This is a genomic window from Wolbachia endosymbiont of Chrysomya megacephala (genome assembly GCF_008245065.1).
In the GTDB taxonomy this organism is placed as follows: domain Bacteria; phylum Pseudomonadota; class Alphaproteobacteria; order Rickettsiales; family Anaplasmataceae; genus Wolbachia.
In genome coordinates, this window is record NZ_CP021120.1 from 346,101 (window position 1) to 370,465 (window position 24,365).

Sequence of the window (24,365 nt, forward strand, 5' to 3'; positions counted from 1 at the left end):
AGTTAATTGTATATTAACAATGCACACTAGTCAAGCATTTTTATTAACAACTTAATATTTTATCTACTTTCTAAATTGTTACTAATTATGTAAGATTGATACATGGTAAATGGCTGGCTGAATCTTGATAAACCAACAGGAATGAGTTCTGCACAAGCTGTAACTCAAATTAAAAGGATTTTTGGAATAAAAAAAGCCGGACATTTGGGAACACTTGATCCTTTGGCTTCAGGTATATTACCGATCGCTCTTGGTGAAGCAACAAAAACTATACCGTATTTATCTTGTGACTTAAAGGCATACAATTTCACAATAAAATGGGGAAAACAAACAACTACGGATGATTTGGGTGGTGATACCATTAGAACTAGCGATATAAAACCCGAATATAACCAAATAAACTGTGCGATTAAGGATTTTATTGGTGAGATAACACAAACTCCTCCTCAATTTTCAGCAGTGAAAATCAAGGGAGCAAGAGCATATAAATTAGCAAGAAGTGGGCAAAAGGTAAATATAAAGCCCCGGCAAGTCAAAATACATGAACTGAAGCTGATATTCTTGGACACTATAAATAATAGTGCTGATTTTTCTATGATCTGCGGTAGCGGCGTATATGTAAGATCAATTGCAAGAGATCTTGGAGTCACATTAAATTGCTTTGGACACATTACAAAATTAAGAAGAACGATGGTAGGTGATTTTAAGGAAGATGAATCAGTGACAATTGAGCAACTTACTAAAAAAAACACAACAACTTACTCTCCCCAGTGCTTGACACTGGATACAAATACTTACAAATCATGTAATGGACAAAAGATTCTAGGAGCATATGTCAAAAACAATGTTCGTGATGCAATAAGCTTGATCCCAGTGCTTGACACTGGGATGACATCGGAGGGTGGGATGACAGAAGATGATGGAGGTAATAGAAAAGGCTTCATCATTCCCATTGAATCGGCTTTAAAATCGATGTTCAAAGTTGAAATTTCCTTAGAGGAAGCGGAGAAAATCAGAAAAGGTCAAGAAATTATATTAAATAACTTGCGTAATTTAAAGAATTATGATACTTTTTGTACGATAGTGGGTAATGTACCTATTGCAATTTGCAGTTTTACTCATGGTTGTGTGAAGCCTATTCGTGTTTTTAATATTTTGAAATGAGGTTTAGATGTCAATAACATCCCAAAAGAAAAAAAGTTTGATTAGTACATATGCAATTAAAGAAGATGATACAGGTTCATCTTTTGTACAGTGTGCAATTTTAACCGAGAGGATCAGTAATTTAACTGAGCATTTTAAAGCGCATAAGCATGACCATAATTCTAAGCGCGGTTTACTTATATTGATAGGTAGAAGGCGCAAGCACTTAAATTATATAAAACGTAAATTTGGTAATGAAGCCTATCAAGAGTTAATAGAGAAGTTAGGCATTAGAAAATAATCGAGGAATTTTGTATGTTTGAAATTATAAAAAAATCTATAGATTGGGAGGGGCGTACCTTATCTTTAGAAACTGGGAAAATAGCACGTCAAGCTGATGGTTCAGTAGTTGTAAATTATGGAGATACTTCTATCTTAGTCACTGTTGTACGAAAAAAGAAGGAAGAAAGTGTTGATTTTCTCCCTTTAAATGTGCAGTTTATTGCAAAAAGTTATGCCATGGGTAAGATTCCTGGTGGTTTTTTTAAAAGAGAAGGAAAACCATCTGATAGAGAAACTTTAATTTCAAGAGTAATAGATAGAAGTATAAGGCCGTTATTTCCTGAAGGTTTTCATGATGAAATTAGTGTAGTATGTAATCTGTTAACTTACGATACGGTCAATTCTCCTGAAGTACCAGCATTGATAGGTACCGTCGCAGCTCTTGCAATTTCTGGTGTTCCTTTCCACTTTACTATAGCTGGAGTCATGGTCGGTTGTGATGAAAATAACAATTATATACTCAATCCTTCCGTTCAAGAGATGAAAGCGAGCAACTTGGATCTGTTTTTGTCTGGTGATGAAAATTCGATCTTAATGGTCGAATCGGAAGTCAAAGAGCTCTCTGAAGAAAATGTTTTAAACGCAATAAAATTTGGTCATGAACACCTTCAACCTGTTATTAAGCTCATAAAAGAATTTGCTGATACAGTTGGCAATAAACCTGAAAGCTTTGCTCCTGTTGATATATCAGATATAACTCAAGAACTTGAAAAATATCGAAAAGACTTTGAAGAAGCATATTCAAAAACAGTAAAACAAGAGCGAGTCCAAGCTCTAGAAGTAGTCAGGAATAATATATTGAATACTCTTAAAGAGGCTGGAAAAGACGAAAAGTTAATTACTTATGCAGTAAAAAGCTTTGAAAGATCTTTAGTGCGTGAAATGATTAGAAGGAAAAGTGTGAGAATAGACAGCCGTAAGTATGATGAAATACGCCAGATAGAAATTGAGGCTGACATTCTACCCAAGACTCACGGTTCTGCGCTATTTACAAGGGGTAGCACTCAGGCACTAGTTGTTACTGCTCTTGGTACTACACAAGATGAGCAAATTGTGGATGACATTGAAGGGGATAGACGTGAACATTTTATGTTGCATTATAATTTTCCTCCATTTGCTGTTGGAGAGGCTTCTGCTATACGCGCACCAGGAAGGAGAGAAATTGGTCATGGTAAACTTGCTTGGAAAGCAATTCATCCTGTTTTACCTGATAAATCTGAATTTCCTTATACAATAAGGGTAGTATCTGAGATTATGGAATCTGATGGTTCTTCTTCTATGGCAACAGTTTGTGGAACTTCCATTGCATTAATGGATACAGGTGTGCCAATAAAGGCTCCCGTTGCAGGAATTGCTATGGGTCTCATCAAAGACAAAAATGAGCATATAATACTTTCTGATATACTGGGCGATGAAGACTATCTTGGTGATATGGACTTCAAAGTAGCAGGAACTAGCGAAGGGATTACAGCACTGCAGATGGATATGAAAATTCCTGGTATAAGCTTTGAAATTGTTGAAAAATCTTTAGAACAAGCAAAAGTCGGAAGATTACATATCTTAGAAAAAATGAATGCAGTAATTTCAGAACATCGTAAGGATATAAAAGATCATGTACCAAGAGTGTTATCGTTTTATATAGATAAAGATAAAATTTCTGCAGCTATTGGTACTAAAGGAAAAAATATACGCAGTGTATGTAAAAGAAGTAATGCAAAAATTGAAATAGGGGATGACGGTAAAGTTTCTGTTTTTGCCATTAGTAGTACTGAAGCTGAAGCTGCAAAGAATATGATGATTGATTCAATAACAGAGCTAGAACAAGGTTCTATAATTGATGCTAAAGTTGTAAAGATAGAGAAGTCTATTGTAGAGCTAGAACTTCTTAATGGAAGAAAAGGAAAAATGCATATAAGCGAGGTAGCTAATCAACATGTAGAGTCCATTGAGGATATACTTAAACAGGGTGATACCTTCAAAGCTTTGATAATTGACTTTGAAAAAGGTGGATGTCCAAAATTATCAAGACGTCGTGTTGATCAAGAAACAGGTGAATTTTTTGAAGGTAAGCTTTACAATGAAGAAAGGAGAGATGGTTTAAATAATAGGGATAATTATTATAACAACTCGTTTAATAAAAAACCTGAAGATAATTATCATAGTAATAGACCTACTCGTCCTCGTTCTGGTTTTAGTAATAGAAGCAGACCAAAATTTGGTAATAATGACTCGTCATCAGGTTTCTATTGAGGTTGAACTTACTTTCTATTATCTCAGTGTCGAAACACTGGGATAATAGGAATTTTTAAAACTGACAAGATAACAAAAATGGTTTGTGTTATCTGTAGGGTTATAACGAAAGATTTTTAAGATCGTTTACAGCCTTTTTCATGTCTTCAGCTTTAAATATTGCTGATCCAGCAACTAATATATTTGCACCTGCTTTTATTATATCAGCTGCGTTAGAAAAGTTAACTCCACCATCTACTGAAACTTGTGTTTTAAGATTACGGTCCTGTATCATTTTCCTCACAGTAGATATCTTACTCAACTGCGAATGAATAAACTCCTGTCCTCCAAATCCAGGATTGACTGTCATAATTAGCACAATATCTAGCTCATCTATTATATACTCAAGCACGCTTGGAGAAGTTGAAGGAACAATTGAAGCTCCAACTTGTATTATTTTTTTTGTATTGTTTTTATATGATTTTATCTTTCTTACTAGCCTCTCAAGATGTATCTCTGCTTCTGCATGTATAGTGATAATATCAGCACCAGCATTTATAAAACTTTCAATATGGTCACCAGGAGATTTAATCATTAAGTGCACATCAAAAGGAAGGTTGCTATATTTACGTATCGCATAGATAACATTCGGACCTATTGTAATATTTGGAACAAAATTTCCATCCATAACGTCTATGTGTATATAATCTACATTCAAGTCGCTAATTCTTTTTACTTCCTCCCCTAATTTTGCAAAGTCTGCTGAAAGTATAGAAGGTGCAATTTTAATACCCATAGAATACTTTTTACCAAAAATAAAAAAAGTAACTTATTTTTTAAACTCTGTCATCCCAATACTATATTAATCTCATTTAGAAATTTTTGTATACTTCCAGATGCATGTGCCTTTATTTTTCTCTGCCCATGCATCTGGTCATTGTAATACTCATTAGACTTCTTTCTTCGCCTTTTCTAAATATTCCAACACAGTTTCATGTAGCGCAGTCCAAGACATTTGCCTTTCCATATTCGGTATAAATTTTTGTTTCCAAGTGTCCTTAAATTCTTGAAACCATTGCTTTTCAAAATTTTGGAAATCAGATAAAATTTTCGACCTAAACTCATTAATCAAATTCGAGACTTCTATAGCCTTTTCAGGGCTTATAGACTTAAAAGATAATATTTCATTCTTTAAAATATCTAGCTTTTCAAATGAATTAAGTCTAAATGGAATATAAAGTGAAGATCTTATATTGTATCTTAGATAAGAGTCATAATATAGCTTAATCTTGTACATGAGCATAGCAAATGCATCAGAAGAAATATTATTTTCATATTCTGCAAGAGAAGATAATAAATGCTTATAATCCTCTTCATTCAAAAATGGTGGCTTTAAGCTTAATTGAGTTTTATCACTTAAAGATAAGAATTCACTAAAAATAAGATTTCTATACTTAACTAAAAATTCAGGCAAAATATCTTCTTGTTCTAATTTTAGAGGCAAGTCTTTTCTAATCTCTTTCGGCAAGTGGTGCATTGAAAACTGATTGATAACCCACGCAAAATTTTCATCAAACTCATTTGAGTAATTAGCATTATTGTCAGGAAAAATCATATTACCTTCCCTATCATTCCAAGGCAGTATTTTATAAAAAAAACCGTTTAACCTTTTTTTTAATTTCAAAATATTTTCACTCTTATCACCTACCTTATACAAAACCTCATTTACTTTTTGTTCTGCGTCTTGAGGACTGATTCTATCACCTATATGCAATCCAATACCACTTTTCTCTAATAACTCCCAATCAAATAACTTATGTGGATCAGGCTTACGCATTGCGTAACCTTCAATTGCTGAGTTGTACACTATAGTGCCTATCTCAGCGTGACTAAATATCATATCTTTTCTAATCTTAAAGCGCTTCATGAGGTACAAAATCAGATCTTTGACAGATTTCATTTGCTCTTCTGGAAAAGGCTCAAGCCCTGTGTTTACAATCTCTATACCTATAGAATAATCATTCAGTTTTCGTAGCTCTTCAACCACATTATCTACTTGAACTTTCGCATAACTTATACCAGCATGCCATGCTCGTTTTTCAAGTGGAACCATCAGAGTAATGCTACCATCTCTATCAACAATAAGCTGTACTGATATCCCTGAAGAATTTAATGCGTATTTTGTACTTTTTAATGTTGGTGATTCGGTATGGTGCACCACCACCATCAACACTTTTTTGCCTTCTCTATCATCATAATTTAAACTCGGTGCAGGATCTAAAAATATTGGATTTTTTAATGATGTTTTCAAATCTTGAAAATCGTTCTCAATATCACTTAAACAAGATTGTTGTCCATATAAAAGAGGCGCTACAAGCAGCAACAGAAATAAAACAGACAAACATTTTTTTACTATAAGTTTCATGTAGCTCTACAAATTGCCCTTAATATAACTAAATTAGCATAACACACATAAAATGTTTACTTTTTTTCAGCCAATCAAGACTTGCTACAGCTACAATTAATACTCTTATCATTACATTTTGGTGTTAAGTCAGGATAGAATGTGAGTATAGCGTCTTTCTTTCTCACAAACACTGATTGATAATTGTCATCTTCCATTTTATACAGACACATTCCATCTTTTCCCAGCTCCTTAAACGCCTTAGTTGCAGAAACTAAAATATCATCAGCATGAAGGTTATACGCGTACCCACTTGGGCACTTAACTTTCACTTCTCCATCCTTACCTAGATATTTCATTCCAAATGTGTAAACAGGTGGCTTAATATCTAATTTATTGCACAGAGATTCATTATCCCAAATCGCACCCGCCCACTTATTTTCTTGAGCCTCAACATATCTACCTACAAAATGCATACCACCTAGCCCCAATCTATCTGGTTCACCACAAAAAATATGCCCAAACCCTATAGTTTCTTTTTCAGTTCCGCTATTTGTAAACCAAATCTTAGTCAATTCATCTTTAAACAACCCCAAGTCTGCACTAGGTGTAATCACCTGATGATCAAGCTTATCGTATATCCTTTTCACCACTTCTTGATGCTGCGGACAATCAAGCAAAATTCTGAAATCTTCTTCATCAGGCTGTGTTCCCCAATCTCCACAAACCCTTAACACTCCTCTATCAAAATCAGTCAACTCTGGAAGTGGTGGAATATAGTCTGGATCTGAAGAATCTGTTTTGAAAAACGGCTCAAAGCCAATTTGTGAATTTGCATCATTGAGATAATGCTCCTTAATGTAAAAAACAAATCCTATTACTGGTATTATTAAGCACAAGATTAACTTAGCTATTTTCGACATAATCATATTCATAAAGAAGCTAGGGTATAAGCAACAACTTAAAAAAGTTTTAATCTAATGTTGATCGCAGTCCTGGCATCTCATCACCACTTAGCCAACTTAAAAACGCTCCCCCACCAGTTGAAATATATGTAAAATCTTTATCGGCAAGACCTGCAGTATTTATTGCAGATAGACTATCTCCTCCTCCTATTACACTGGTTAATTTTCCTTCGTGTGTCAAATCACTTACTACTCTCATCACCTCTACTGTACCATTTGCAAAAGCTGAATGTTCAAAAACACCAATAGGTCCGTTCCACAGCAGAGTTTTACTGCTTGCTATTATACCGCTTATTGTGCTTAAAGTTTGAGGTCCGATATCTAAAATTATATCACCGTCCAAAATGGATTCAATTTTTCTTAAAACGCCAGTGCTATAATCAGAATTTACTGCAACCAAAACGTCTTCTGGCACAACTATTTTGCAATTGTTTTTATTTGCCGTCTCAACAATATCGTGCAGAAGATCATCAACGCCATTTTGAAAAAAAGACTTGCCTATATTAACTTTATTAAATAACAAAAAATTATTAGCAATTGCGCCGCCCAGAATAAGGTAATCAACCTTTTCTGCTAGCTTTATAAGCATTTTTATTTTAGTTGATATTTTAGCTCCACCAACTATCGCAGTAATAGGTTTAGCGTCAAACGATATAGCTTGCTCAAGATACTTTAGCTCATCTTGCAAGCAAAATCCTGCATAAGAAGGTAAAAATTCCGTAATGCGTGAAATAGAAGCGTGAGCTCTGTGAGAGCAAGAAAACGCATCATTTATATATATATCTGCTAGAGATGCTAATTGTTTAGCAAAATTTGAATCATTCTGCTCTTCTTCTTTATAAAACCTCAGATTCTCTAGTAATATTATATCTCCTCCATCCATCGCATTTATTGCTCTTTGTACTCTCTCACCAATACAATCATCAATAAATTTCACTTCTTTGCTTAGCAGCCGCGATAAAGTTTCAACTACGTTTTTTAGCGATAAGTTACTGTCTTTGGCTTTTGGACGCCCAAAATGTGAGATAACAATAACTTTTGCACCCGCATTTGCCAAATACTGAATGGTAGGTAGCGCTCTCAAAATACGAGTGGCATCACAAATTCTTCCATTTTTTATAGGAACATTGAAGTCAACCCTGAGCAGAACATTTTTATTGTGAAAATCACAACTCTCTATGCTAGGTACATTTATCATAAAATTAAAGAGGTATAAAATCACTATACAATAGTTTAATCCAAAGTAAAGGAAGGAAATTCCAATGCTAAATAAATTAATAAATAGGAAAATTACTACAAATACTTTCAACTTTATTTTTCACTGCTTTTTCAACATCAGGGCTATTTCCATCAATTAATCCCTGAATTATTTCATTTATCAGATCAGCTATCTCTTTAAAATCTTTTTTCTCAAGTCCGCGTGTTGTCTCAGCAGCGGTACCAAAACGGAGCCCTGAAGTAATGGTTGGTTTTTTTGTGTCAAACGGCACGGAGTTTTTATTGCAGGTAATGCCAGCTCTCTCAAGGCTATTTACAACGTCTTTTCCCTTCAACTTCTGTGATCTTAAATCAACTAGCACTATATGAGAGTCAGTGCCACCGGTTATAATGTTCAGCCCATGCCCTTGCAGCGCTTGAGCTAACACTTTCGCATTTTCCACAACTTTTTTACTATAAGTTTTAAACTCTGGCGCTAATGCTTCCTTAAATGCAACAGCTTTTGCAGCTATCACATGCATAAGTGGCCCACCTTGCAATCCTGGAAAAACTGCAGACTGAATTTTTTTATGTAACGCTTCATCATTTGTCATTACCACTCCACCACGAGGACCACGTAGAGTCTTGTGAGTTGTAGAAGTTATAATATGCGCATATTCAGCAGGTGATGGGTAACAACCTGCAGCAATAAGCCCTGAATAGTGAGCAATATCTGCAAGCAGATATGCACCAACTTTATTCGCAATTTCACGAAAGCGCTCGAAATCTATTTTTCTTGGATAAGCAGAAGCACCAGCAATGATTAGCTTCGGTTTATGCTCTAGCGCTAGCCTTTCCACCTCATCCATATCAAGCAGGTAAGTGTCTCTATTAACTGTATACTGGATCGACTTAAACCACTTACCAGAAAGGTTTGGTGCTGCACCATGAGTTAAATGTCCACCACAATTCAGTGACAATCCAAGTATTGTATCACCCGGAGTAAGTAGTGAAGCAAACACTGCTTGATTTGCCTGAGAACCAGAGTGAGGTTGAACATTTGCAAATTTAACATTAAACAGCTTACAAAGCCTTTCTATAGCCAGATTTTCAACTTCATCTACATACTCACAGCCACAGTAATATCTTTTACCAGGATAACCTTCTGCATATTTATTAGTCAGAAAAGAACCCTGTGCTTCCATCACTGCTTTACTTGCAAAATTCTCCGATGCAATCAATTGCAACTGCGATCTTTGACGCTGCAGTTCCTTCTCTATAGAGAGATAAACTTCATTATCACAAGACTTTAAATTATTTTCAGAGTTACAAATCCTTTCTGAAGCAATTGTCATAAGACCTTTTCCTTAACCACATAAATCCAAAAACAGCCAAAAGCAAACATACAGGAATAATTGATATTGCTTTTACTAGTAACTCAGTACCATACACAGGATTTCCTTGTATTACCGTTCCATTCCAACATAAGTCTATTATTTTTGCAATTCCAGTATGAAAAAAATAGCCAAAAACCATAACTATCATGTTTGATACAGCTGTGGCTAAGCCTACCAAGTTATTGTTTACATAACTTATTGCCTTGTAAATAGTAATTACCTGATACCCAGATGCAAAGCCGATAACAAGAAGTGTAGGTAATGCAATATATAAACCGCCAAATTGTGTAAAAAGCAAGAGGAAGCTAGCGATCATTGCAAAAGAACACGCAATAATCACCTCGTAATGTTTGTCTGGATACTTCTCCAGTAAATAAGCGAGAAAGAATGATCCAGCTCCCATACCTATAAACATGAGAGAGGAAAGTGAAGATGCCAAATCTCCGGTCATTTGATATGCTTCACATAAGAACGCTTTTGCCCAACCATCAGCAAAACCTTCTAGTGGCCCAACCATCAAGCCCCCAAAAAAGCTGATTAGAATGATATGTTTATTGAAAAGTACAGTTTTTAAATCTTGAAGTATGTTGTCATTTCTACTCTCCTCTATGTTAGAATTTGGCGTTATTAAGAATAAAAGTAGGGCGAGCAAGCAACCAAACGCTGAGAAAGTGTATATAACATAATTCCAACCAAATTTATTGAGCAAGAAGTCTAGAGGTAATCCACCATAAATAGCTCCCAGTAACCCTATTATTATAGATAAGCTAGCCATCCTTGCTGATTTTTCTTGTGAAAAATACATGCTTGCAACTTTGAAAAGCCCAATTGCTGAAGCAGATGACCCAACTCCAACAATCATTCTACCAAGTATTGAGTAATACCACTGATCAAAGCATATTAGCGGCAATGTTCCAGCAAATGTTAAGACAATACACGCAGGTAAAACAAACTTTGGCCCAAATCTATCAAGGGCAAGACCAACAGGTATGTGAGCAAGCGTATAGCCTATATAATATAGCCCACCAAATTGACCAACATCTGTAATACTTATGTTAAATTTTGTTATTAATTCAGGCGCGATTATATTTGGAATTACACGCAATATATACTGGTATGCATAAAATAGTGATGCTAGCAACCATATGAAAAAGTTTCTCTGCAATCCTAATATTACCTAAAAAACAGAATTATAGGTATTTTATCAGCAAGGAGCAACACTTTTGTAAATAGCTACTCTAATCCGAGTATCTTTCTTAAAAGAGACCTTTTAGCATATCTATAACTGGTTCATGGATAAGGTATATGAAAAAAATTATACCACAGATGATAAGGATTTTTATAATTTTACCCTTGTTCATCTTAAGCTTTATTTTTTTTACTATAAGTTTTAGTTTTGTTACAAAATTCATTTTACTTACGCTTTTATTTCGTGATACCGATTATACTTTAAATAATATAATTTTTAATGAAATTCAGTATCAGAAACGCTGTAGTTAACTAAATATTAACCTTTTTGTGTGTAAAATATAATATAAAAGCAAGGTGAGTGAATGAACATAGGTACAATAGACAATACGCTACAAAACTACATAACAAAATACATTGAACAAACATTTGCCGCACACACAGGCAATAGATACAACAAGTTATACAGGGAACTTTTAAGTAGCACAGAAGAAATAATAAAACTTACTGTAAACGAAGCAAAACAATATGATAAAAGCCTAGAAGAACTACATAACAATTCAATATTTCACGATAAGAAATTTATTCAAGCTGTTGCTAAACACCAGATATTAGAATTTCTGAATACTCATCCAAAGAAGAAAGAAATCGTTGCAGAATTTAAAAATGAACATCATATCAACGAAAGCGATTTAAAAATTTTAAAGGAAGGAAAAGATTTAATGAATAAAATAAACGATATTAACTTAATTCAACAAAATGAGAAAAATGAAACATTGAACATCAGAAAGGTACTTGCTAAATCAATAGGAATGCCCTCTTCAAGAACCGAAAAATCCAAGGCAACTTTAGTAGAAAGTCCTGAGATGGTAAAATAGACGTACTTAACTTTTCCTAATTGGAAAATACTTTTAATCCTATAATACCCAGCACTACCAAAGCAAGGGAAAATAAACGCCCAAAATTTACTGGGTCATTAAAAAACATTATTCCTATTATCGCTGCACCTATAGAGCCTATACCAGTCCAAACTGCATAAGATGTTCCAAGGGGGATAGACTTCATTGCTAACGATAGCCAGTAAAGACTTACAGAACCGCTAACTAAAATAATTACTACAGGTATAACACGAGTAAAGCCATTGCTATATTTCAGTGCTGTGGTCCATATTATTTCAACCAAACCAGCTAATAGCAAATATACCCACGCCATAAATCAACTCTATCTTACTGAAATATTATACATAAGAATATTAAAAAGTTAACTTAGCATTTCACATGCTTTAATAATACTATTACATCCAATTTCTAATTGTTCCTGAGAGGTTGCATAAGAAATTCTGATAAAATTTTTCAGACCAAACGCAATTCCTGGAACAACAGCAACTAAATGGTCTTCCAACAAATATTCAGCAAAATCAAGATCACTATTTATTACTTTACCACTTTTCGTGCTCTTACCCAATAAACCTTCACATGCGACAAACAAATAGAATGCACCTTGTGGAATAGATGCTGACAATCCTGAAGCAGAATTTAGCTTTTTTACTACAAAATCTCTACGATCCTTAAAGATTTTTGTTCTTTCTTTCAAAAAACTATGATCACCGTTTAACGCTTCAACTGCTGCTGCTTGTGCTATCGAGTTTGGGTTAGAAGTACTTTGAGACTGCAGTGTAGAAATAGCTTTTATCACATCACTCCTGCCTGCAATATAGCCTATTCTCCAGCCCGTCATTGCATAGGCTTTTGATACTCCATTGACCACAAAAACTCTATCATAAAGTTTTGGCTCAACCTGAGCAATGGTAAAAAACTTTTCGTCGTATACTATGTGCTCATAAATATCATCTGTAACAACATTCACATGTGGATGTTTAAGCAATACTTGCGCTATGCTTTTCAATTCATCATATGTATAGACAATTCCTGCTGGATTATTTGGTGAGTTGAGAATTAACCACTTAGTTTTCTCAGTTATATTGCTTTCCAGTAACTCCGGTATCAGCTTAAAGTTTTGTTTGCACTCTACAACAACTGGCAGTCCGCCAAAAAGACTTACCATATCAACATATGAAACCCAATAAGGAGCTGGTATTATAGCTTCATCCCCAGGGTTAATTGTTGCCATGAACAAATTGAATAACACCTGCTTAGCACCAGCACCAACACAGATTTGGCTAAGTGTGTATTCTAGAATGTTATCCCTTTTTAACTTATTGATTATCGCCTCTTTAAGCTCACGCGTTCCATCAACAGCAGTATATTTAGTTTTGCCTTCATTTATCGATTGAATAGCTGCCTTTTTTATATGATCTGGAGTGTCAAAATCCGGCTCTCCCGCAGCTAAAACGCAAATTTTCTTTCCTTCGCTTTTTAATCTGTTTGCCTTATCGGTCACAGCGATTGTAGGCGATGGTTTTATCAGAGACATCCTCTTTGCAAGGTCTGACATAATCTCACTAAAGTTAAATAAAAATGATAAACTCTACACAACAAAAAAGCTAGAAGTTTTATTATTTTACATAAAGGTTGGTATTTTTGTACTCTTAAATATATTAACTATAGATATTAAAAAGCTTAATAAATTTAAAAAGGCAAATAAATCCCCGTATAGCGAGTTTTGACCCTATAATAATGTAAATTGGCATTGTAATAATGTGCTAACGCTTAAAATAAGCGCGATTTGGCTGAATGTAGAAAAAATAAAAAAGACATGCAGCCGCTATAATTTTTTGTAACCTGCCAATAGATATCTGAGTTTTTTTACTGAATTTTGTCGTTGAGCCCAAAAACAAGGATAAATACTCTTATTGCCGTAATAAGGAAAGTGTAAAGATTTGTCAAGTAAGGTTTTCATTCCACCCTCATAAAGGCTTTTCATACAAGAGTTTTAGTAGTTTCTTACTAGGTCCACTAATGCAGCAATATTTTCAACCGGAGTATCAGGAAGCACTCCATGTCCAAGATTAAATATAAAAGGTAACCCTCTAAAACAATCTATTATACGCTTTGCTTCTTCAATTGCTTCTGCCTTATTGTAGGCCAAAAGACTAGGATTAAGGTTCCCTTGCAGAGGAATTTTTAGATTTGCTTTCGCCCATTCTATTGGAACATTATAATCTATACTTACTGCAGATACACCTGTTTTCTCATAGTAATCCTTATAAAGATTTCCAGCAGAGCGTGGAAAACCTATTATAGGAAAATCAGGAAACTTATTCTTTATTGCTGAAACAATTTCCTTTGTTGGCTTGATTACATACCTTTCAAACAGTTCTCCCTGCAATATACCAGCATTGCTGTCGAATAACTGAATAACATCTGCTCCAAACTCTATCTGTTTGATTAGATAAATAATTGTCGCTTCTGTTATTTTTTTAATTACTTCTTCTAGTTCTAGGGAACAGAAATGTAATACTTTAGAAAAAGTTTTACTACTACCACCCTCTATGATGTAGGAAGCTACCGTCCACGGCCCTCCAGCAAAGCCTATAAGGGACTTTTCCTCTGATAATTGGCTTCTTACTTTCCTGATGGCATTTAAGATTGGAAAGGTTTTAGTTTCAAATTCTTGTGAATTTTTTAACTCCTCAGAGCTTTTCACAGGTTTTATTATTGGACCCACACCGCGAACAAAATTCACATCACAACCTAAAACGTCAGCTATTATTAAAATGTCTGAAAAAATTATGGCTGCGTCCATATCAAATCTTTTTATTGGCTGTAGTGTCAGCTCTACCACTAAATCTATGCTATAGCATATCTCCATGAAATTACTCGTTTTTTCTACGGCTTTGCGATACTCAGGAAGAGATCTACCAGCCTGGCGCATTAACCAAATAGGTACTTTTTCATTTGGCTTATTCTGCTTAATAATTCTTACTATCGCTGGTTTGTTGCTTTCCAATCTATTTTATCTACTTTTTTCTATACTAAAGTATAGTAGTAATAATAGTTCTATCAATAAATTGTTATTAACTTAAAATTCAGTAAAAATTATTGTTACTTAACTTGTGGATAAATATGTTAATAACTTCTATATACTATTGATTTTGCCTTGTAATTTATGTGTATAAGTAAGATATTTATAATGTTAGTAATTTTCTTTTACGGAAAATACTTTACTATCATGTATTGTTACACAATTATGTATATGTCGTTGAGAAAGTTGTTGATCAATTGTTAGTATTTTATATTAACAAATAATTCACAAATTAATTTGACATTATTCACATGCTTATTAAACATTTAATAACAGTTTTCTTGATAGACCTTATCTAAAGATATTTTCACCATTAAAGGGAATAAATTGAATAAGAAAAGAACTTTAGTAGAAAAAATAGCATACAAAATTTTTTTCTTTCTCTTCAACAAAACTTCTGTGTTAAAAAAATGTGCGACTGAGGCATTAATGGGTGATCTGTCAGGTCTTGACATACTTAATAGTCTATTAAAATTCCGTGATTGTAGTATCATGGATATAATGACTCCACGTAAGGAGATATGTGCAATAGACATTGAATCGAGCAAGGATGAGGTAATAAAGAAGGTGAAAAACACTTACCATGCTAAGATACCAACTTATAAGAATAACTTTGACAACGTAATAGGCTTTTTTTACGTAAAAGATATCATTTTCAATAAGAATAAAGATTTTAATCTGAGAAATATTATACAAAATGTAATATTTGTCCCAGCCTCAATGAAAGCAACAAATCTTTTTGTTAGAATGAAATCTTCCAAGTCATATTTAGCTATTGTACTGGATGAATATGGCGGAACTGATGGTTTAATTTCGATAAATGATCTTATAGAAGAATTGATACCAAATATTGATAACGAGAATGAGGTAAATTCAGAACACACCATTACTGAATTATCTCAAAATAAGTTTGAAATATCGGCAAGGGCCCTTATAAAGGATATAGAGGAAAATCTAAAAATAGAGTTGTGTGACTCTGAAGAGCATTATGCCACACTTAGTGGTTTGGTTCTTTCAATTGCTGGTAAGGTACCTTCTGTAGATGAAGTTATAAGATATAAAAATGGTATAAAATTTATCATCAAGGATGCAAATGAACGATACATTAACAAAATAATACTAGACTTAAGTGATTACAAAAATTAAATTCAATATTTTTTAGTGAAAGGTACTTTATCTTGGAAGTAGGAGACATAGTAGCCAGGTATGCAATTTAAACAATTTCTTAATATACAAAAGTTTGTAGTTCTATACGTTACTGTTTGATAATTAAGGTGGGAATAGTTTTTTTGGTATAAAGTTATAAAAATTAGTTGTTTAAATATTTTTAGCGATCTGTAACTTTCAAAAAGGGAGTGTTAAATAAACTGTGTCAAGCCGCATTTTTAATTCAACTCTACAAGAAAAAAAGATATCAAGTTGAGACATAGTCAAAGCCCAATCATGTATAGGCATAGCCCATTTTTCTCCTAACTTTTTTATAGCACAATATACCTGTTCATAGAAGGCATTTGTGCTAGTAAATGAGCCCTTAGTTTTAGTAAATTTTCTGATCTGTCTATGTAACCCTTCAATAGGATTTGTGGTATAAATTAATTTTCTTACAGGGCCGGAATATTTAAAATAACTAGACAGATTTTCCCAATTATTTTCCCAAAACTAAAGTATAGCTGTTCTCATAATAGTGGAAACAAATGAAGAAAAGCAGAATCGACAGCTTGACGAAAAGATTTAAAAAGAGGAATGTTTTTCCTGGCTCTGTTTTTTATAGCAAACCAATGATGCTCAATTTTATTGAAATCTGGAGAATATGGAGGCAGATACAGAATGTCTGCACCAACCCTTTTGGCAAATTCGACAATCTTTTTAGACTTATGAAAAGTTGCATTATCTAAAATCACTGTTTGTCCAGGCTATAAAGTTGGTGCCAGAAATTGCTCGAACCAGCCATTAAAAACCTCTGTATCACAATAGCCTTCAAACGTCATAGGTGCAACGATTTTTCCCTTATTTAAAGATGCAATCATGCTAACTCTCTGAGTTTTCTTGCCTGATTTTAGTGCATGAAACCTCTCTCCCTTTCTGCAATATCCGTATGGGTAATCTTCTGTATTGTCTATACCAGATTCATCAATATATACCAAATTTTTAGGGGACTCTGCCGATATGACTTTCAGAAATTCAGCTCGTTTTTCTTCGTTTCTTTCTTCATATCCATAAATCTTTTTTTGCGTGTAAATCCAAATTTTTTTAGAGCTCTATGAATCGTTTGACGACTTATATTGCCCCAGAGTTTGGCCACCTCTGATTGTGTTTTACCGCCGTGCTTTTTTATAAATTCTACAAACGCATTCCAATCGGTGATTTTATGATTATAGCCTCTATTTCCCAGTTTCTTCGATTCCTGTTTCTTTCCGCCTTTTCTCCCATTTGTACAATGTCACTCTACCGATTTTGAACCTCTTTGCTACTGCTGTTTTACTCTCTCCTTCATGGCTTTTTTCCCTAAGTCATAACTGTATGCTGCTGGCACTTTTACCTTCTTATTACCCTAAGTCTCTATTTTATCCTGTTTCCACTATTATGAGAAGAGCTATATATTTTTCTCACCATTTTTCCTCTAGCTCAAGCAAATAATTTTCGGCAGTTTCTCTACTTGCAGCACGGTATATTTTTTTCAAATCATTCATGAAAATTTTCACATCTTTGCTCGATGCATATTTCAGTGAATTTCTTATCTGATGTACAATACATAGTTGTATTTCTGCTTTAGGAAATACACTGTTTATTGCTGTAGGAAAGCTTTTAGCCCATCTACACATACAATCAGGATATCTTCTACTCCTTTCTCTTTTAAGTCATTTAACATCCCTAGCCAAAAGTTAGCTCCCTCACTTTCTGCTATATAAAAACCTAAAACTTCTTTCCTTTCATTCTGCTAATATATTCTACATGTATTTACTTACGCAATGCCTGTCTTCTTTGACCTTAAAAAACATAAACACTATTGGATACACTGATTGCAGTGGACGACTACGCCACTCATTGATTACAGGCAATAATTTATCAGTAATACTTGATATCTCTGCTACAGATATTTTATATCTTTTCTACATGCGACGCTATATCTCTATATACCATGCCACTGGCATATACTTAAAACCTTTGCTTCAAGTTCGGTTGTTTGCCTTTTTCTGACTACTTGTGGCTCAAAGCTTCCTTCCCTATCCCTTGGTGTCAATAACTCAAATGAACCTACACTTGTCCGTAAAGTCTTTGAATTTCTTCAATTTCTTCGGTTATTTTCTTCGCTTTTAGCCGACAAGTGATTTTTTATTTCACCTTCCAGACTCGATTCCAGTAGCCTTTTTACAAACGGTGTTAATGCACCATCTCTTTCCGTCAATGGTCTTCCTTCTCGTATAGACGATAAGATATTTGTTTCTAATTCTTTATAGTCTACCAAACCGGTAGTTCTGTTTGCTTGACTCATTGTCAAACCTCCATTTTTTGTTTCTATTTTATTATTACTTCTCGGTTTGATACAGTTTATTTAACACTTCCCTAAGTACGTAAAAAAAACACTCCTATACTGAAAGTACAAGCATTTGTTGAGATTATTAGGAATGTAAAACCTAGCAGAAATCTTGATAATTCAAACGCTGAACAACTTCAAGCTATTGATAGAAAAATCCCTTAATTGTACATAGGCCAAGTTGGCTTATGTGTTCTTATTCTCACTTTGTAAACATGCCAATAATTTTATCCACTATTCCACCCATATTTGCTTCAGCTTGAGTATGCGCTATTTTACCACCGTGTGAAATTAATTTAGGATCTGCACCAGGTAATATATTAACAAATTTACTACCAACAACTCCACTACTAGCGATTAGAGCTGAGCTATCAATTGGCAACTTTATGTCTCTGCTTATGCACATATCGATTCGTGCTATGTAGGTAGCTTTGTCAAGTGATACACCAGTTATGCTTCCGATTTCTACACCAGAGATCTTGACACTATCACCAACCCCTACACCGTTAGCATCAGTAAAAAGGCCATGTATTTTATAGCAATCCTTATAATTTCTCTTTATGTAAGATAGCTTATTAATAGCGAAGAAGACAAGAAAAATAGTGAAAATTAATACAAATGATCCAGCAATTATTTCAAGTATATTTGACCTTCGCATCTTTAATTATTAGGATTCCAGCTTTCATAGTAGTTTTTCACCTTTTGATTTGGGTAGTATGCACCTTTCGTACCTGTTAAATTAGGAGTTTTTCTTTTGTTATTATTAACTGGTACTTCATTATTAGTATAATGCAGCCATATATGCCATTCTGGAGGAATTGTTGTGGGCTCAGAAACATTACCATATATTACCCATCTTTTCCCTTTACTTGACTCATAGTAAGAATTTACGTTTTCATCCCTACCTATAAGTTTACCTTTTCTCCTTAATAAGTTTGTTACTGCATTATAAATTTTAGATAACATAAAGGTATTAAAACAAAAAGTATTATATATACTAATACTTTAACGATGTATTAACAACAGTTTAATGCAATTACCAATTCTACAAGTTATTATACCAATAATTGCATCGATGTTCTGCTTTCTTACCAGGAAACATAAGGTGTCCTGGTTTATCTCTTTTTTTACAACGGCAGCTACTTTCTTTATTTCATTAATGTTGCTAGTGAAAACATACAATGGTGAAATTATAACTTATTATCTTGGAGATTGGGCTCCTCCATACGGAATAGAGTTGAGAATCGACATATTGAACTCCTTGATTCTAACTTTGGTGAATTTTATAGCGCTGATTAGTGTGCTTTATAGCTTTCATATTAATGAAAAAGAGATTAGCAAAAACAAAATCATTGGTTTTTATTCTCTATTTTTACTGTGCTTGAGTGGATTACTTGGAATTTTAGTAACAAACGATATATTCAACCTTTATGTCTTTTTAGAAATTTCATCTCTTTCTTCTTATGTTTTAGTTTCAATGGGAAGGGATAAGAAAGCTTTAGTTGCAGCATTTGAATACCTCATTAGTGGTACTGTAGGAGCAACATTTTACTTGTTTGGCATCGGCCTTTTATACTCTATGACCGGAACGCTCAACATGTCTGACATGGCTGAAAGAATAGTACCATTATACGATAATAACATCATAAGACTTGGTACATTATTCATTTTTGTTGGTCTCTCAATCAAAATGGCACTGTTTCCACTCAGCAGATGGCTGGTTAACGCATATAGTGAAGCACCTAGCTTCATTAGCATATTTTTTTCAGGTACAGTAACCAAAGTGATGATATATGTTTTTATTAGAATCTTTTACACTGTTTTTCAGCAAAATTTTTTCTTACCACTAAGCAACGTGATGATCATCCTTGCGCTTTGTGCTGTTGTATTTGGATCAATATCTGCAATGATCGAAAAAGATATAAAAAGACTGTTTGCTCACTCCAGTATCAGTCAGATTGGCTATATAATTTTAATGCTGGGTTTAAATTCAAAAGCAGGTTTGTTTTCAGTAGTTCTTCACATAGTAAATCATAGCATGATAAAAACGTCTTTATTCATGACTGCAGGGTGTATTTCTTATAAGTTTGGTATGACAAAAATAGAAAATTTATCAGGACTAAAAAAGTCAATGCCCTATACAACACTTGCATTTACTCTACTTAGTTTCGCATTAATCGGTGTACCTTTGACAAATGGCTTTGTAAGTAAGTGGTATATGATGAAAGCAATTATCGAATCTCATGCATGGATTTCCCTTGCAGTTTTTGCTGCTGGCTCTTTTCTTGCACTAATATATATGTGGAGAATGGTTGAGAAAATATATTTTGAAAACAGTACAGCATCAAACGCTGGAATGACACTTAATGAGGTACCATTGCTTATGCTCTTTTGTCTATTATTTATGGCAATTTTAACGGTAATAACTGGGATATATAGTAGTCCAATTCGGTTGGTAATTAATAAATTTGCTTTTTGATTTTCTTATGTTTTATTGTATCTCAAAGTCTGTAAAGTTTTTGCTGTGGATAAGCTGAAGAAGATTCACTTATTATTAGTCATTAACGTAATAGCTCTGTTTTGCGTTGGCATTGTTGTGCAATATTCTTCTGCTGGAGGAAAGTGGGCTCCATTTGCAATTCACCAATTGGTCATATTCTCTTTCTTCTTTTTGCTTGCTATAGCTATGTCATTTATAGAGCTAGATTTTTATTTGAAGCACGCTTATTTTTTTTACATAGCAGCAGTAATTGCGCTGTTAGCAGTAAATTTTTTTGGCTCGCATATAATGGGTGCAACGAGATGGATAAGAATTGGGTCAATTAGTTTACAACCATCAGAATTTGTAAAAGTGGGCTTAATACTTGCACTTGCTCGTTATTTTAATAAACAAAGTGTGTATAAAATGATGAAATTTCAAAGTTTATTTAAGCCACTTATAATTATTTTCTTACCTGTATTCCTTGTATTGAAGCAACCTAATTTAGGAACAGCTGTAATAATATTGTTTATAGGAGCATCAATTATATTCACAGCAATAATGGAAAGACCTCATTTAATAATTTTTGGAGCGCTTGGCATTTTCGCAATACCAGCTATTTGGCCTTTTTTGCGCCCTTATCACAAGCAAAGGATATTATCATTTTTGGATTCATCAGTAGATCCACTTGGAATAGGTTATAATGCACAGCAATCTCAAATAGCTATTGGTTCAGGAGGTTTATTTGGTAAGGGATTTGTTAATGGGAGTCAAACTCAACTTGGATTTTTGCCAGAGAAACGCACAGATTTTGCTTTTGCGGTACTGAGTGAGGAATGGGGTTTTTTAGGCAGCATAACTTTGATTTTACTCTATACCACATTCCTCGCTATAATATTCTCTATCGCTTACAGGTCAAAAAATTATTTTTCTAAGTTAATATCTATCGGGGTTTTCGCCTTTTTTGGTGCTCATTTCTTTATAAACATTGGAATGACAATAGGCCTTTTACCTATAATAGGTGACCCACTTCCATTTCTATCCTATGGCGGAAGCACAACTGCTGCGAGCTTAATATGTATAGGATTGCTACTTAGTTCCGTGGCATCTACAAAGAACTTAAAGCTAAGTTTCCGATTTCACCCATAGAAAGAGCTTAGACAACCATCACTCTGCTAATGGTTAACGTCTTATTCTTCAATGAGAATCCCATTTTACGGTGCTTAAATCTATTCCCTCTTGTACCATTTCCAAAAGTGGGCTCATTTCTCTTAGCCGTCCAACATTTTTAGTAACAAGATCTGCTGCATATAGAACTTCATCTTTAGTTGTAAATCGGCCAAGGCCAAATCTAATTGATGAATGCTCAAGATCGTGGCCATTGTTTAGTGATCTTATGACATAAGAAGGTTCAAGAGATGCAGATGTGCATGCAGAACCAGAGCTTACTGCTAAATCCTTGATTGCCATGATAAGAGACTCACCCTCAACATAAGGAAAACTTAAGTTAAGGTTACCTGGAATCCTATTTTCGTAGTCACCATTTAAAACAACATCAGGAAATGCCTCTTTTATTTTGTTGTACAAAATATCTCTCAACTCTTCTAATTTGCTTGCTTCTATTTCCATTTCTTCTTTAGCGATACGTGCCGCTTCACCAAAACCAACTGCAAGGGGAGTAGGAACTGTTCCAGAGCGCATGCCTCTCTCCTGTCCACCACCACTAATTAGTGGCGTCAACCTAACACGAGGATTTTTTCTACGGACATATAATGCACCTATTCCCATAGGTCCATAAATTTTATGGCTAGAAAGGCTCATAAGATCAATGTTCATTTCATTTACGTCTATTGGAACTTTTCCAAAGCTTTGAGCAGCGTCTGTATGAAAAAATATATTATGCTTTCTACACATTGCACCAATTTCTTTGACAGGTTGCATTACTCCGATCTCATTATTTGCCATCATCACTGAAATCAGAATTGTTTTATCAGTGATTGCCTCCTCAAGTTTCAACAAATCTATAATTCCGTTTTGCTTAACGGACAAATATGTAACTTTAAAGCCTTCATTTTCCAGATGTCGACAAGAATCTAAAACGCACTTATGCTCCGTGCAGACAGTTATTATATGATTTCCCTTATTCTTATAAAAATGAGCAACACCTTTGATAGCCATGTTATTTGATTCGGTTGCACCCGAGGTAAAGACGATTTCTTTGCTGTCTGCATTCACTAAATCAGCAATGTGCTTCCTTGCTTTTTCTACTGCTTCCTCAGCTGTCCAACCAAATGAATGACTACGAGAGTGTGCATTACTAAACTCACCAAAATAAGGTATCATCACCTCCAAAACACGAGGATCTACTTTAGTAGTAGATTGATAATCGAGAAATATTGGTAATTTTATTTTAGCATTGCGTATTTTTTCCATATTCATAGTCAGGTTTCAGCATAGAAGTTACAATATTTAGTAGCACTAAAGCTTAATTTTTTCAAGATATAATCTTGCCTAAACGAAAGTTGTCAGCGCTCTCTCCTACGTTATTCCAGTGTCCCTGTAATGTCATTTTCTATGATCAGTAGTTTATGCAGCTAGGTCGAATACGTGCTAGGTAACCCTACTAGTGCTAGCAGCTTCTTGACGCCCATCCATTAAGACTGCTACTCCATCAACTTTAGTACTGGGCTTTAACATCATATATGTAGCACCACCAACTGCTAGTCCTGTTGCTATAACTGCAACCACTGCTATTGGTGTAGAGGGTTTTGACTCAGCTGTAACTATTCCAGTTGCAGAAAGTGCTTTCGCTATTAAAACACCTGATAATGCAGTTGCACTACCGGCAAAAAAACCTTTCGCAATTGCTGATGTGCGTTGTTTTTCCTCTTTAGCTAAATTCCTAGAAGCAGTTCTAGCATGATTTTTCACATTAACATAGGAGCCTTCACGTTTTTTTGGCGGAGTAAATACATAATCTCTTTGAATAGCCAAAGATGAAGGTGTCACTCTATAGTCATCTTTTATATTAACATCCGCACCGTTTCTTACGAGAGAGTATACCACGTCTGCATGGCCAATTATAAGAGCTAAATGTAAAGGAGTCCATCCCTCCTTATCTTCTTGTTCATTAATCCTGATTTCATCTTTTTCCAACAGAGCATCTACTACCTCTTTATAACCATTTTCAGCAGCTAAATGTAAAGGTGTCTTTTTATTTTTATCTTTTATATTAACATCTATCCCTTTTGTTACTATTAAAGCCTTTGTCAAGCTCGTATAGCCTAACTTAGCAGTTAAATGTAATAATATGAATTCATTATCTCCAACTTCAAATTTATAATTTACATAAAAATTACTCTCTTCCCACTGTTTAAATACCTCTTCATTGCTTGCCTTTAGCTCTTCTTTTACTTTTTCAATTACGTTCCTTTTATCTAATTTATTATCACTATTAACCGTACTTAATATTTCCCGCCACTGCTGATAATTTATTGTCATA

General features: G+C 34.2%; 20 protein-coding genes and 3 pseudogenes. 7 read left to right on the forward strand and 16 right to left on the reverse strand.

What is annotated here, in order from left to right:
• Positions 1 to 102: 102 nt before the first annotated feature.
• The 3 genes from truB to pnp are packed head-to-tail and all read left to right on the forward strand — an operon-like array spanning position 103 to position 3,735.
• The gene (gene truB / locus CAI20_RS01570) at positions 103 to 1,164 is read left to right on the forward strand and encodes a tRNA pseudouridine(55) synthase TruB (protein WP_149168720.1); all 1,062 of its coding nucleotides are present in this window, start codon (positions 103 to 105) and stop codon (positions 1,162 to 1,164) included.
• A 7-nt stretch (positions 1,165 to 1,171) separates the two neighbouring features.
• Positions 1,172 to 1,444 carry a 30S ribosomal protein S15 gene (gene rpsO / locus CAI20_RS01575; protein WP_007302237.1) on the forward strand — a complete coding sequence of 91 codons (273 nt, stop codon included), beginning with the start codon at positions 1,172 to 1,174 and terminating at the stop codon, positions 1,442 to 1,444.
• Positions 1,445 to 1,458: 14 nt separating this feature from the next.
• Entirely contained in the window at positions 1,459 to 3,735 is a 2,277-nt protein-coding gene (gene pnp / locus CAI20_RS01580) for a polyribonucleotide nucleotidyltransferase (RefSeq protein WP_179951426.1), read from the forward strand.
• Between the two features lie 100 nt (positions 3,736 to 3,835).
• Here pnp and rpe read toward each other — a convergent pair whose 3' ends face one another.
• From rpe to CAI20_RS01610, 6 genes are all read right to left on the reverse strand, one after another.
• Complete coding sequence (rpe, locus tag CAI20_RS01585; RefSeq protein WP_007302239.1) at positions 3,836 to 4,510, reverse strand: ribulose-phosphate 3-epimerase; 675 nt, start codon at positions 4,508 to 4,510, stop codon at positions 3,836 to 3,838.
• A 153-nt stretch (positions 4,511 to 4,663) separates the two neighbouring features.
• Positions 4,664 to 6,139, reverse strand: a complete 1,476-nt coding sequence (locus tag CAI20_RS01590) for an N-acetylmuramoyl-L-alanine amidase (protein ID WP_007302240.1) — start codon at positions 6,137 to 6,139, stop codon at positions 4,664 to 4,666.
• Positions 6,140 to 6,213: 74 nt separating this feature from the next.
• Positions 6,214 to 7,041 carry an EndoU domain-containing protein gene (locus CAI20_RS01595; RefSeq protein WP_012481925.1) on the reverse strand — a complete coding sequence of 276 codons (828 nt, stop codon included), beginning with the start codon at positions 7,039 to 7,041 and terminating at the stop codon, positions 6,214 to 6,216.
• Positions 7,042 to 7,090: 49 nt separating this feature from the next.
• The gene (locus tag CAI20_RS01600; protein ID WP_179943647.1) at positions 7,091 to 8,278 is read right to left on the reverse strand and encodes a phosphoglycerate kinase; all 1,188 of its coding nucleotides are present in this window, start codon (positions 8,276 to 8,278) and stop codon (positions 7,091 to 7,093) included.
• A gap of 79 nt (positions 8,279 to 8,357) precedes the next feature.
• Positions 8,358 to 9,635 carry a serine hydroxymethyltransferase gene (gene glyA / locus CAI20_RS01605; RefSeq protein WP_149168721.1) on the reverse strand — a complete coding sequence of 426 codons (1,278 nt, stop codon included), beginning with the start codon at positions 9,633 to 9,635 and terminating at the stop codon, positions 8,358 to 8,360.
• A complete protein-coding gene (locus CAI20_RS01610) occupies positions 9,607 to 10,842 on the reverse strand; it encodes an MFS transporter (RefSeq protein WP_007302244.1) in 1,236 nt (411 codons plus the stop codon). Before CAI20_RS01610 ends, glyA begins: the two co-directional genes overlap by 29 nt.
• 388 nt (positions 10,843 to 11,230) lie before the next feature.
• On the opposite strand from CAI20_RS01610, the gene CAI20_RS01615 reads away from it, so the two are divergent.
• On the forward strand, positions 11,231 to 11,743 hold the full coding sequence (locus tag CAI20_RS01615) for a hypothetical protein (RefSeq protein WP_149168722.1): 513 nt from the start codon (positions 11,231 to 11,233) through the stop codon (positions 11,741 to 11,743).
• 16 nt (positions 11,744 to 11,759) lie between these two features.
• On the opposite strand, the gene CAI20_RS01620 is transcribed toward CAI20_RS01615, so the two are convergent.
• The 3 genes from CAI20_RS01620 to hemE all read right to left on the reverse strand — a co-directional run bounded on the left by CAI20_RS01620 (position 11,760) and on the right by hemE (position 14,774).
• On the reverse strand, positions 11,760 to 12,077 hold the full coding sequence (locus CAI20_RS01620) for a DMT family transporter (RefSeq protein ID WP_010403511.1): 318 nt from the start codon (positions 12,075 to 12,077) through the stop codon (positions 11,760 to 11,762).
• A gap of 48 nt (positions 12,078 to 12,125) precedes the next feature.
• Complete coding sequence (locus tag CAI20_RS01625; protein WP_017531947.1) at positions 12,126 to 13,319, reverse strand: pyridoxal phosphate-dependent aminotransferase; 1,194 nt, start codon at positions 13,317 to 13,319, stop codon at positions 12,126 to 12,128.
• A gap of 438 nt (positions 13,320 to 13,757) precedes the next feature.
• A complete protein-coding gene (hemE, locus tag CAI20_RS01630) occupies positions 13,758 to 14,774 on the reverse strand; it encodes a uroporphyrinogen decarboxylase (protein ID WP_007302249.1) in 1,017 nt (338 codons plus the stop codon).
• A gap of 402 nt (positions 14,775 to 15,176) precedes the next feature.
• Between hemE and CAI20_RS01635 the strand changes: the two genes are divergently transcribed.
• A complete protein-coding gene (locus tag CAI20_RS01635; protein ID WP_007302250.1) occupies positions 15,177 to 15,995 on the forward strand; it encodes a transporter associated domain-containing protein in 819 nt (272 codons plus the stop codon).
• Between the two features lie 198 nt (positions 15,996 to 16,193).
• On the opposite strand, the pseudogene CAI20_RS01640 reads toward CAI20_RS01635, so the two are convergent.
• The 5 genes and pseudogenes from CAI20_RS01640 to CAI20_RS01660 form a co-directional block, all read right to left on the reverse strand.
• A pseudogene (locus CAI20_RS01640) lies at positions 16,194 to 16,505 on the reverse strand (transposase); the annotation flags it as partial.
• A gap of 20 nt (positions 16,506 to 16,525) precedes the next feature.
• Positions 16,526 to 17,382: pseudogene (locus CAI20_RS01645) on the reverse strand (IS630 family transposase).
• A 76-nt stretch (positions 17,383 to 17,458) separates the two neighbouring features.
• A pseudogene (locus CAI20_RS01650) lies at positions 17,459 to 18,342 on the reverse strand (IS256 family transposase); the annotation flags it as partial.
• A 244-nt stretch (positions 18,343 to 18,586) separates the two neighbouring features.
• Complete coding sequence (gene mlaD, locus CAI20_RS01655; RefSeq protein ID WP_007302404.1) at positions 18,587 to 19,042, reverse strand: outer membrane lipid asymmetry maintenance protein MlaD; 456 nt, start codon at positions 19,040 to 19,042, stop codon at positions 18,587 to 18,589.
• 2 nt (positions 19,043 to 19,044) lie between these two features.
• A complete protein-coding gene (locus tag CAI20_RS01660) occupies positions 19,045 to 19,350 on the reverse strand; it encodes an NADH-ubiquinone oxidoreductase subunit NDUFA12 family protein (protein ID WP_007302403.1) in 306 nt (101 codons plus the stop codon).
• Between the two features lie 64 nt (positions 19,351 to 19,414).
• Here CAI20_RS01660 and CAI20_RS01665 point away from each other — a divergent pair, with 64 nt between their 5' ends.
• Positions 19,415 to 20,863, forward strand: coding sequence for a proton-conducting transporter transmembrane domain-containing protein (locus tag CAI20_RS01665; RefSeq protein ID WP_007302402.1), 1,449 nt, complete (start codon positions 19,415 to 19,417; stop codon positions 20,861 to 20,863).
• A gap of 45 nt (positions 20,864 to 20,908) precedes the next feature.
• Positions 20,909 to 22,012, forward strand: coding sequence for a rod shape-determining protein RodA (gene rodA, locus CAI20_RS01670; protein WP_007302401.1), 1,104 nt, complete (start codon positions 20,909 to 20,911; stop codon positions 22,010 to 22,012).
• A 48-nt stretch (positions 22,013 to 22,060) separates the two neighbouring features.
• On the opposite strand, the gene CAI20_RS01675 is transcribed toward rodA, so the two are convergent.
• The gene (locus tag CAI20_RS01675) at positions 22,061 to 23,302 is read right to left on the reverse strand and encodes an IscS subfamily cysteine desulfurase (protein WP_007302400.1); all 1,242 of its coding nucleotides are present in this window, start codon (positions 23,300 to 23,302) and stop codon (positions 22,061 to 22,063) included.
• A gap of 171 nt (positions 23,303 to 23,473) precedes the next feature.
• The gene (locus CAI20_RS01680; RefSeq protein WP_007302399.1) at positions 23,474 to 24,364 is read right to left on the reverse strand and encodes an ankyrin repeat domain-containing protein; all 891 of its coding nucleotides are present in this window, start codon (positions 24,362 to 24,364) and stop codon (positions 23,474 to 23,476) included.
• Position 24,365 lies beyond the last annotated feature (1 nt).